Annotated in this window: 8 protein-coding genes and 1 tRNA gene; 2 read left to right on the top strand and 7 right to left on the bottom strand. The window is 68.0% G+C overall.

Annotation, left to right across the window (positions count from 1 at the left end; genetic code table 11):
* Positions 1 to 225 precede the first annotated feature (225 nt).
* The 6 genes from ACESK5_RS02370 to ACESK5_RS02345 form a co-directional block, all read right to left on the bottom strand.
* Positions 226 to 315 (bottom strand) — tRNA-Arg (locus tag ACESK5_RS02370).
* A gap of 99 nt (positions 316 to 414) precedes the next feature.
* A complete protein-coding gene (locus ACESK5_RS02365) occupies positions 415 to 2271 on the bottom strand; it encodes an FAD-binding protein (RefSeq protein ID WP_372909943.1) in 1857 nt (618 codons plus the stop codon).
* Positions 2272 to 2385: 114 nt separating this feature from the next.
* On the bottom strand, positions 2386 to 3270 hold the full coding sequence (locus tag ACESK5_RS02360) for a succinate dehydrogenase/fumarate reductase iron-sulfur subunit (protein ID WP_372909942.1): 885 nt from the start codon (positions 3268 to 3270) through the stop codon (positions 2386 to 2388).
* 4 nt (positions 3271 to 3274) lie between these two features.
* Complete coding sequence (locus ACESK5_RS02355) at positions 3275 to 3646, bottom strand: succinate dehydrogenase hydrophobic membrane anchor subunit (protein WP_372909941.1); 372 nt, start codon at positions 3644 to 3646, stop codon at positions 3275 to 3277.
* Position 3647: 1 nt separating this feature from the next.
* Positions 3648 to 4040: a succinate dehydrogenase, cytochrome b556 subunit gene (gene sdhC, locus ACESK5_RS02350; RefSeq protein WP_372909940.1), complete on the bottom strand. Its 393-nt coding sequence runs from the start codon at positions 4038 to 4040 to the stop codon at positions 3648 to 3650.
* Between the two features lie 240 nt (positions 4041 to 4280).
* Positions 4281 to 5306: a succinylglutamate desuccinylase/aspartoacylase family protein gene (locus ACESK5_RS02345; protein WP_372909939.1), complete on the bottom strand. Its 1026-nt coding sequence runs from the start codon at positions 5304 to 5306 to the stop codon at positions 4281 to 4283.
* 168 nt (positions 5307 to 5474) lie between these two features.
* Between ACESK5_RS02345 and ACESK5_RS02340 the strand changes: the two genes are divergently transcribed.
* The gene (locus tag ACESK5_RS02340) at positions 5475 to 6830 is read left to right on the top strand and encodes a RimK/LysX family protein (RefSeq protein ID WP_372909938.1); all 1356 of its coding nucleotides are present in this window, start codon (positions 5475 to 5477) and stop codon (positions 6828 to 6830) included.
* A 183-nt stretch (positions 6831 to 7013) separates the two neighbouring features.
* Here the strand turns inward: ACESK5_RS02340 and ACESK5_RS02335 are convergent, their stop codons facing one another.
* Complete coding sequence (locus tag ACESK5_RS02335) at positions 7014 to 7628, bottom strand: DNA-3-methyladenine glycosylase (protein WP_372909937.1); 615 nt, start codon at positions 7626 to 7628, stop codon at positions 7014 to 7016.
* A gap of 281 nt (positions 7629 to 7909) precedes the next feature.
* Between ACESK5_RS02335 and ACESK5_RS02330 the strand changes: the two genes are divergently transcribed.
* Positions 7910 to 9946, top strand: a complete 2037-nt coding sequence (locus ACESK5_RS02330) for a 3-hydroxyacyl-CoA dehydrogenase NAD-binding domain-containing protein (protein WP_372909936.1) — start codon at positions 7910 to 7912, stop codon at positions 9944 to 9946.
* Positions 9947 to 10077: the final 131 nt, after the last annotated feature.

Below are 10077 nucleotides of genomic sequence, written 5' to 3'. Positions count from 1 at the left end.
GACAGCGCGTCCTGCAGTTCCTCGACGGTGGCCGTCCCGCCAGCCGTGAGCGCGAGGTAGACGAGTTTCGTCCGGGGCGACTCGACGTCCGGTGGCACCTCGATGTGTGTCGACTGCGTTGCCATCGGCCGAGCGGTAGGGTACGACGATACTAAAACTCTGATTCAACGATCGTCGAAAGTACGGGGACAGCGAGGCGACTCACACGGACGAGTCGAGACGGAGTGGAAGGGGCGGGAGTCGAACCACGCGAAGCCAAAGTCACCGGGCGACAGGTGTCGGACCCGGTGTGCTCTACCACTGAGCCACCCTTCCACCCCGACGTAGTCGCGGGGGAAGCAAATACCCGTTGGTGACCGCCGGGGAACGGACCTGCGAGAACGAGTCCGGCGGAGAACGCGGACGAGCGAGTCGTCAGTAGCTCCGGACCTTCGGTTCGTACGTCTTGTCCTCGCCCTCGAGGATGACGGGGCGGAACCACACCTCGGGCGTGCCGTCGTTCCACGAGAGCATCGTGTGCTTCAGCCAGCTCTCGTCCTTGCGCTCCTGGTGTTCCTTGCGCCAGTGTGCACCGCGGAACTCGTCGCGCACGAGCGCGCCGAGCGTGATGGCCTCCGCCAGGTCGAGGATGTTCCGCGTCTCGATGGTCTGGATGAGGTCCGTGTTGAACGTTCGCGACGGGTCGGAGACGGCGACGTCCTGGTACGCCTCGCGAGCCTCGCGGATGTCGCGGAGCGCCTGCTTGAGGCCCTCCTCCTCGCGGAAGACGTTGACGAAGCGCGTCATGGACTTCTGGACCTTCGCACGGATGGTCGCGTGGTTGGTCCCGTCACGCGACATCAGCGCGTCGACGCGGGTCCGCTCGTCGGTGACCGCCCGTTCGACGCACTCCTCGGGGGTGAGTTCGGCCGTCGCCCCACCGTCGGGGGCCGTGCCGCCGTCGGCGGCGACGTCACCCGGTTCCCCACCAGTGACCTCACCGGGTTCGACCGGCGTGTCGACTTCGCCCACCTCGTACTCGCCGCGCTTGCCGGTCTCGATTCGCGCCGTGCCGAGGTCACGCCCGGCGGCGTGCTGGCCGGCGCGCTTGCCGAAGACGATGAGTTCGGGGAGGGCGTTCCCGCCCAGCCGGTTGGCCCCGTGGACCGACGCGCAGGCACACTCGCCGGCGGCGTACAGGCCCGTGATACAGGTCTCGCCGTTCTCGTCCGTCTCGACGCCGCCCATCGCGTAGTGCTGGCCGGGCTTGACCGGCATCGGCTCCTCGAGGCCGTCGACGCCCTCGAAGTCCTCGGCGAGGTGGAGGATGTTCTCCAGCCGGTCGATGATGCGCTCCTCGCCGAGGTGGCGCATGTCGAGGTGGACGTACTCGTCCTCGATGCCGCGGCCCTCGTTCACCTCGGTGAGTTCGGCCCGGGAGACCACGTCCCGGGAGGCGAGTTCGCCGGCGTTGTTCGCGTAGCCGTGTTCGTACATGAACCGCTCGCCCTCGGCGTTGTAGAGGATGCCGCCCTCGCCGCGGACGCCCTCCGAGATGAGGACGCCCGTCGACGGCAGGGTGGTGGGGTGGAACTGGATGAACTCCATGTCCTCCATCGGCACCCCGGCGCGGTAGGCCATCGCTACGCCGTCGCCCGTGTTGGAGACGGCGTTCGTCGTGTGGTCGTACACCTGTCCGGGACCACCCGTGGCGAGGACGACGCCCTTGCGAGCGCGGAAGCCGGCGATTTCGCCCGACTGGATGTCGTAGGCGACGACGCCGTGGCACGTCCGCTCCTCGGGGCGCTCCTCGTCGCTCACGGCGAGGCGCGTCGCGTACCACTCGTCGTACACCTCGATGCCGCGCTTGACCAGCTGTTCGTACATCGTGTGGAGCAGCTGGTGGCCCGTCTCGGCACCGGCGTACGTCGTCCGTGGGAACGAGAGGCCGCCGAACGGCCGCTGGGAGACGCGGCCGTCCTCGTCGCGCGAGAAGGCCATCCCCCAGTGTTCGAGCTGCATCGTCTCCTTGGGGCTCTCCCGGCAGAGCGTCTCCACGGCGGGAGCGTCTCCCAGGTAGTCCGACCCCTTCATGGTGTCGTACGCGTGGTCTTCCCAGGAGTCACCCTCGCGGAGGGCGGCGTTGATACCACCTTCGGCCGCGCCGGTGTGGCTCCTGACCGGATGGAGCTTCGTGACGATGGCCACGTCGGCCCCTTCTTCCTGTGCTGCGATGGCCGCGCGCAGGCCCGCCCCGCCCGCGCCGACCACGATGACGTCGTGTTCGTACATAGTGTGAGTGTCGGTGAGTGTCCGCGTTCCTTTTTAAAGCTCGTCCGTGAAGTCCGGTTAGGACTGGGTGGACTTGAGCGTTTCCGCCCGCGTCCACGCCGTCCCCGTCCGTCGTTACCAGAACTTCAGGTTGTTCTTGACCGCCTCACGCTTGAGTTCCTGGATGTGCTCCGTGAGGGGGATGTCCTTCGGGCACACCTCGGTGCAGGAGAACTGGGTCTGACACCGCCAGACGCCGTGTTCCTGCTCGATGATCTGGAGGCGCTGCTGTTTGATGTCCTCGCCCTCGCGTTCGTCCATCGCGAACCGGTACGCCTTGTTGATGGCCGCGGGGCCGAGGTACTGGTTGTCGCCGGCGGCGATGTTACAGGAGGACATACACGCGCCGCACCAGATGCACCGCGTGGACATCTTGATCTTCTCGCGGTTCTCCCGCGTCTGGCGCTGCTCCTCCAGTTCCCCGTCGGGAAGCTCGTTGGTCTGGAAGTACGGCTCGACGGCCTCCATCTGGTCGTAGAAGTGCTCCATATCTACGACGAGGTCCTTCACGACCTCTTGATGCGGGAGCGGTTCGACACGGATGGGTTCGTCTAGGTCCGCTAGCTGGGTCTTACACCCTAGCCGCTGCCGACCGTTGATGAACAGGGCGTCGGAGCCGCAGATGGCCTGCCGACAGGAGTGTCGGAAGGTGAGCGAGGAGTCGTAGGTGTCCCGGGCGTACATCAGCGCGTCGAGCACCGTCATCCCCTTCTCGAAGGGGACGTGGAACGAGTCGAACCGCGGCTTCTCCTTCTCGGGCACCTCGGGGTCGTACCGGAACACCTTCAGTTCGACCGTGTCCTCCGCCTCCCGGGCGCGTTCGGCCGCCTCCTCCTGTCGCTCGCGCTCCCGTTCGGCGGCCTTGCGGCGGCGCTCGGCGCGTCGCTCGTCGCCCTTCGAGGGTGGCTGTTCTTCCGTCTCCGGTTCCGCTTCCTGTGTCTCTGGGACTTGCGTGCTCATGATGTTAGAACGTCGGGAAGCCCGCCCACGCGTTCGCCGTGCGGATACCCTGGATGATGAGCACCGCGCTGGCGAGAACGAGCGCGCCCTTCACGACCTGGAGTTTCGTGCCCGTGAGGCCCTGGTTCACCAGCGCGTTGTAGACGCCGTTGACTCCGTGGAACGTCGCCGTCACGAGGAACAGGACCATCAGCGAGTAGTACGAGAGCTGTTCCATCCTCGCGGAGGAGAGCGCGAACGTCACCTCGTCCGCGTGGTTGACGAAGTGCAAGAGGAAGAAGTGGAACGCCAGCACGATGACGAGGAACGCCGCCGTGATGCGCTGCCAGAGCCACCGTCGGCCCCCCGGCTTGAACGAGGAGTAGCGCTCCGCCATCTCAGAACACCCCCGCCATGAACGTCGGCACGCTCGCGACGACGATGGCACCCGTCAGAACGAGCGAGGCGTAGAAGCTCTTGTCCTGTGCGTCCAGCCCGACGCCGAGGTCGACGAGGAGGAGGCGCAGGCCGTTGAGGATGTGGAACACCGCGACGGCCAGCAGGCCCACCTCGAGGATGCGGACCACGAGGAGGCTCTCGAGCGCCTGGATGGTCTCGGTGTACGCCCCGGCACCCGACAGCGCCGTCGAGAGGACCGCGATGTGGGTGAAGAGGTACCCCACGAGCACCCAGCCCGTGAACTTGTGGAACACCCAGGCCCACATCCCGGCAGAGAACTCCCGCCACCGACCGAAGTCCTCGACGAGGCCTCGACTGTGATACTTACTCATGCTCTTGTGTGGCTGGGTACCGGGGTGGTATAGAAGTTACGCGTTCGCGCCCGAGAGTGACCCCGATTCGTGCCGCCGATGTGGCGGGCGGTGGTGGGAGCCACGGCGCGAGGCCGGGCGACCGGGTGTCGGTGGCGATGCGTGCCGTCGGCAGAGACACGGCCCGGGTCCGCCACGAGCACCGGGAATCCGCCGGGACGTACACGTCGACCCGGCACGCCGGACGACTGTCCCGGGGACTCAGACGTGCGTGTACTTCTCGGGCGACTGCTGCTGTTCGACGACGCCGAGCGTCTTCTCGTCCAGTTCGACGAGGTGACAGAGCGGGTTCCCCGGGTAGACGACCGGGTTCTCCAGCACGCCGACGAGCACGCCCGTGAAGGGAGCGGCGACGGTGGTGTTGTCGTCCTTGAACGGGTTGGTGATGGTGCAGATGCGGTCGCCCGCGTGGACGAGCGACCCGACCTCGTAATGCATGTCGACGATGCCGCCGACGTCGGCACGGATCCACGTCTTCTCCTGGTTGTCGGTGATGACCGTCCGCCACCCCGGCCACCGGACGAGGCTCGTGTCCCGGAGGCCGTACTCGGCGAACACCGACTCGACGCCCGCCAGCGCGTCGTCGATGAGTCGCCGCTGGAACCGGTGGGCCTCGCCCATCTCGATGGTGATGGTGGGGACGCCCGCGTCGGTCGCTTCGCCCCGCAGGGTCCCCTCCGGCCCCTCGCCGTCGATGATGACGTTCGAGCCGAACGCGCGGGCGAGGCGGCCGACGCGCTTGTTCCCCATGTCCGCGCGGACGTGGAGCATGTTCGTCCGTCCCCTGGTGGAGGTGTGGAAGTCCAGCCCGAGGTCACACGGTTCGATGAAGTTCTGGAAGATGCGGTGGGCCATCCGCTTCGCGGAGGTGGAGTCCTCGTGCCCGGGGAACGAGCGGTTCAGGTCGCGGTCGTAGATGGGGAGGTACCGCTCCTGAGCGAGGAAGGCGGGGACGTTCAACACGGGCATGCAGACGAGCGTCCCCGCCAAGTCAGAGAGGTCCCACTCGAAGGCCACCTCGCGGACCACCTCGATGCCGTTGAGTTCGTCGCCGTGCGCCGCCGCGCTGAGAAACACCGTCGGTCCCGACCGCTCGCCGTTGATGATACTGACCGGGATACGGACGGGATCGCCGAGATACGTCTCGGAGATGCCGTAGCGGATGTTCTGGGTCTCACCAGGGTCGACCCGTCCGCCGTTGTACGTGAACGCCCCGTCGCTGGTCATTGTCCGGTACTGTCCCCCCGCGTATTTAAATGATGAGCTACCGGTCCGTCGTGACTCGGCAGACCGGAGGCCCGCGAACGCGTCGCGGAGACGGAGTGACGGTGTCCCGTGGTTCGGCCGGCGAACCCAACCGTCAACCCTTTTTCGACCGCTCCGAAATCCAGTGTCATGACCGAGCAGGACGACGTACGTGTCGGTGTTCTCAGCCTCCACAACAGCAAGGAGACGAAGGCGATCCTCAACGCCGTCGAGGACCTGGGCCACACGCCGGTGTGGCTCCGCCGGGAGAACACCGCCATCAACATCGAAGGGAGCGAGGTGACCGTCGAACCCGACGTCGACATCATCGCCAACCGCCTCTTGCTTTCGAACACCGAAGAGCCCGCGGAACTGTTGGGCCTCGCGACGACGTTCAACCGCATCCGGCCGATGCTGAACGAACCCGACGCCGTCCTGACCGCCATCCACAAGTTCGCCACCGCGGCGACGCTGGCGAACTGGAACATCCAGGTCCCCGACGCCCTCCTGGCGCTCTCGAACGAACGGCTCAACCAGGGCCGCCAGCGCTTCGGCGACGTCGGCGTCTACAAGACCGCCATCGGGACCCACGGCGGCGGGACGTGGAAGGTCGACCTCACCGACGCGGTCAACCCGAAAGTCGGTAACCGTCAGGCGTTCCTCCAGGACCTCATCGACCGCGACGACACCCGGCACCGTGACCTCCGAGTGTACATCGTCGACGGGGACGTCATCGGCGCGATGTACCGCTACGCCCCCGACGGCGACTGGCGGACCAACGTCGCGCTCGGCGGCGCCGTCGAGGACGCCACCGACGACATGCCGACCGAGGCCCGCGAGACGGCGCTGTACGCCGCCGACGTGATGGGGCTGGACTACGTCGGCGTCGACCTCGTCGAGGGCGAGGACGGCTGGTTCGTCCTCGAGGTGAACCCGACGGCCGGATTCAAGGGGCTGCACGAGGCGACCGGGTCGAGCGCCGGCCCCTACATCGCCAAGCTGGCCATCGAGACGGCCGGCGGCGACGTCGACGACGAGCGAGTAGAGGAGCTGGCCTCGACACTCGACGACTCGACTCCCTCCTGCAAACCCCGGTCCGCGCTGAGCCAGCGCGAGGACACCCCCATCATCGGCTACATCGAGGACGTCGTCGTCTCGGGGACCAGCGGCTCCACCCAGACGCTCGCGAAATCCGACACGGGCGCGACGCGGACGAGCATCGACACGTCGCTCGCCGCTGAAATCGGTGCCGGCCCCATCAAGAGCATGACGCGCGTGAAAAGCGGGTCGGTCAAAGGCGGAAAGGCCCGCCCCGTCGTCGACCTGGTCATCGGCATCGGCGGACGACAGCACACTGTCACCGCGAGCGTCGAGGACCGCTCGCACATGGACTACCCCGTCCTCCTCGGACGCGACATCCTCGAACACTACCGCGTCGACGTCCGGCGACGCTCCGACAGCGAGGACCGCAATCTCGAAGAGGAGGAAGAGGAACACCTCGAGTGAGCGACGGGTGTCGGACGGAACGGCAGCCGTCTCGCGCGCAGGTCCCGTGACCGGCGGGAGCACCGCGAGACTGGCGGTGACTGGCAGCGCGTCTGCCGGGCTGTCGACCCGACTGTCTGGTACGCGCGTGAAGCCCGACGCGGACGACGTCGACGGGGACTCGAACTCTACCCTACCCTACCCTTAGCTCTCGTACGACCGCCACACGTACAGCGTCCCGTAGGACCGGTACGGTCGCCACGGTTCGGCGACCGTCTGCATCTCCTCGCGTTCGTCGACGCCGTAGAGCGTCGCGAGTCCCCGGCGGATGGCGAGGTCCCCCAGCGGGAGGACGTCCTCGCGCCCGAGTGCGAAGATGAGGAACATCTCGGCGGTCCACTCGCCGATGCCCTTTATCGCCGTGAGTTCGTCGACGACTGCCTCGTTCGACAGCGACCCGAGTCGCTCCCGCGAGAGGTCGCGGGCACGGAACGCCTCGGCGGTGTTCCGGAGGTAGTCGACCTTCGTTCGGGAGAGGCCGGCCTCGCGGAGCGCGTCGGTGTCGGCAGCGAGGAGTCGCTCCGGGGTGAGGCCCTCGTCGCCGTCGAAGAGCGCGAAGGCGCGTTCGCGGATGGCGTTGGCCGAAGCCGTCGAGAGCTGTTGGTTGACGATAGAGACGCAGAGCCGGTGGAACGCGTCGTCGGCGGGCGTGAGTTCGACTGGGCCGTGCGTCTCGACGAGGTCCGCCATCACCGGGTCCCGCACGAGCACCCGTCGCCAGTCGTCGAGGTCCGTCTGTGAGTCCGTGTCCGTCGTCATGAGGGAGTGAACGGCAGTGGTCGCGACGACCGGCCGTCGGTGGTGACGTCTCGCCGTTCGCGTACTTGTATCCGTCGGCGCCGGAGGCTGGGAGCAGCGGAGACACCCCTGACGGGCGCGGTTCGGGTGGGGTGTCCACGGGGGCACCGCCGACAGGTGACACCTCCGGGGACAGTCCAGCCCTCACGCGGCACCGGCAACGGCCGCCCGATACGGTCGGCTCGTCGGGCCGTCCGCCCGCCGGGGGAAAGCTTCAACCGACGACCTGCCGACGAGCGCGTATGGACGGAGACGCCGACAGCGACACCGACCCGGTCCCCGACGCCGCCGTCGACACCCCCGTCGACGAGGTCAGTTCCGTCGACGACATCTCGACTGTCGCGGTGCTCGGTGCGGGGAACATGGGCCACGGCATCGCCGAAGTCGCCGCGCTGGCGGGCTTCGAGGTGTTCCTGCGCGACATCGACGAGGACCTCGTCCGGGCCGGCTACGAGCAGGTCGAGTGGAGCCTCGGGAAACTCGCCGAGAAGGACCACGTCTCCGGGGAGGAGGCCGACGCCGCGCTCGACCGCATCACGCCGGTGGTCGACCTCGTGACTGCCGTCGGCGACGCAGACGTGGTCGTGGAGGTGGTTCCCGAGAAGATGGAGGTGAAGAAGGACGTCTACGCCGCCGTCGAGGAGCACGCCCCCGACCGGGCGCTGTTCGTGACGAACACCTCCTCGCTCTCCATCACCGAACTGGCCCGGGAGACCGACCGGCCGGGACGGTTCTGCGGGATGCACTTCTTCAACCCCCCCGTCAGGATGCGGCTGGTCGAGGTCATCGCCGGGGCAGAGTCGACGGAGGCGACGCTCTCGACGGTCGAGGCGTTCGCCGAACGGCTGGGAAAGACGCCCGTCCGCGTTCACGAGGATAGCCCGGGCTTCGTGGTCAACCGCGTGCTGGTTCCGCTGCTGAACGAGGCGGCGTGGGTCGTCCACGAGGACGAAGCCACCGTCGCCGAGGTTGACTCGACGACGAAGTACGGCCTTGGGCTCCCGATGGGGAGCTTCGAACTCGCCGACCAGGTGGGTATCGACGTCGCTCTGCACGTCCTCGAGTACATGCACGACCGCCTCGGCGACGCTTACGAACCGTGTCCGCTCCTCGAACGGAAGGTCCGCGCGGGGGACCTCGGGACGAAGTCGGGTGCCGGGTTCTACGACTACGACCACGAACAGGGGGGTGTCGAGGTACCGACCGACCAGGTCCGCACTGACCTCCGCGAGCGACTCCTCGCCGTGATGGCGAACGAGGTTGCCGCCCTCGTCTCGAACGACGTCGCCGACGCGGAGGCGATAGACCGCGCCATGCAACTCGGCGCCGGCTTTCCCGACGGACCAGCGGCGATGGCCGACGACGCGGGCCTCGACACCCTGGTCGAGCGACTCGACGACCGCCACGCCGAGACGGGTGCCGCGCGGTACGAGGCCGTCGAGTCCCTCCGCACCCTCGCCGGGCGCGGCGAGAGGTTCCACGACGAGACGGCGGGGCCCGACTACGAGACGCTGCGAGTCGAGCGGCGAAAGGGCGTCGGTCGCCTCGTCATCGACCGCCCGCACCGGCTGAACACCATCAGCGCGAATGTGCTCGCCGACCTCGACAACGCCCTCACCGCGCTGGAGGAGGACGAGGGGACGCGCGTCGTCCTCCTCGCCGGGGCGGGCGACCGGGCGTTCTCGGCCGGGACGGACATCCAGCAGGTGGCGGCCGAGCGGGACCCGCGGTCGACCGTCGACCTCTCGCGGGAGGGCCAGCGGGTGTTCGGCCGGTTCGAGTCCTCGCCGCTCCCGGTAGTCGCCGTCGTCGACGGCTTCTGTCTCGGCGGTGGGTTGGAACTGGCGGCCTGCGCCGACCTCCGCGTGGCCTCGCGTCGCTCGACGTTCGGCCTCCCCGAGCACAACCTCGGCATCATGCCCGGGTGGGGTGGCACCCAGCGCCTCCGCCACATCGTCGGCGAGGGCCGGGCGAAGGAGATCATCTTCACCGCCGAACGGTACGACGCCGAGACGATGGCCGACTACGGCTTCGTCAACGAGGTGGTCGCGAACGATGCCGTCGACGAGCGAGCGCGTGACCTCGCCCGCTCGCTCGCCGCGGGGCCACCCGTCGCACAGGCGTACACGAAGCGCGTGATGCTCCGCGGCCGCGACGACACCGACGCGGGACTCGAACTCGAGGCACAGGCGTTCGGCCACGTCTTCGGCACCGACGACGCCAGCGAGGGTCTCGCGGCGTTCGACTCCGACCGCGACCCGGAGTTCACTGGCGAGTGAGGGAGTGGCCGCGCTCCGGCCTCCACCGCGTCAGCCCTCCGGTCGGCGCAGGAGCCAAAGACGGCGGTCCCGGTGGGTGGTTCTTCCACCCGGCGCGACCGGAAGACGGAATCCTTAAATCGGTCCCGCGG

It is taken from the genome of Salinigranum sp. (assembly GCF_041641895.1).
Lineage (GTDB): Archaea > Halobacteriota > Halobacteria > Halobacteriales > Haloferacaceae > Salinigranum.
The sequence above is the reverse complement of the archived record's forward strand: the minus strand, read 5'-3'. Positions and strand labels throughout refer to the sequence as shown.

Excerpts from the sequence above, each read along its gene's own strand:
- sdhC (WP_372909940.1), bottom strand. The coding sequence starts at position 4,040 with ATGAGTAAGTATCACAGTCGAGGCCTCGTCGAGGACTTCGGTCGGTGG.
- ACESK5_RS02340 (WP_372909938.1), top strand. The coding sequence starts at position 5,475 with ATGACCGAGCAGGACGACGTACGTGTCGGTGTTCTCAGCCTCCACAAC.
- ACESK5_RS02355 (WP_372909941.1), bottom strand. The coding sequence starts at position 3,646 with ATGGCGGAGCGCTACTCCTCGTTCAAGCCGGGGGGCCGACGGTGGCTC.
- ACESK5_RS02345 (WP_372909939.1), bottom strand. The coding sequence starts at position 5,306 with ATGACCAGCGACGGGGCGTTCACGTACAACGGCGGACGGGTCGACCCT.
- ACESK5_RS02365 (WP_372909943.1), bottom strand. The coding sequence starts at position 2,271 with ATGTACGAACACGACGTCATCGTGGTCGGCGCGGGCGGGGCGGGCCTG.
- ACESK5_RS02330 (WP_372909936.1), top strand. The coding sequence starts at position 7,910 with ATGGACGGAGACGCCGACAGCGACACCGACCCGGTCCCCGACGCCGCC.
- ACESK5_RS02335 (WP_372909937.1), bottom strand. The coding sequence starts at position 7,628 with ATGACGACGGACACGGACTCACAGACGGACCTCGACGACTGGCGACGG.
- ACESK5_RS02360 (WP_372909942.1), bottom strand. The coding sequence starts at position 3,270 with ATGAGCACGCAAGTCCCAGAGACACAGGAAGCGGAACCGGAGACGGAA.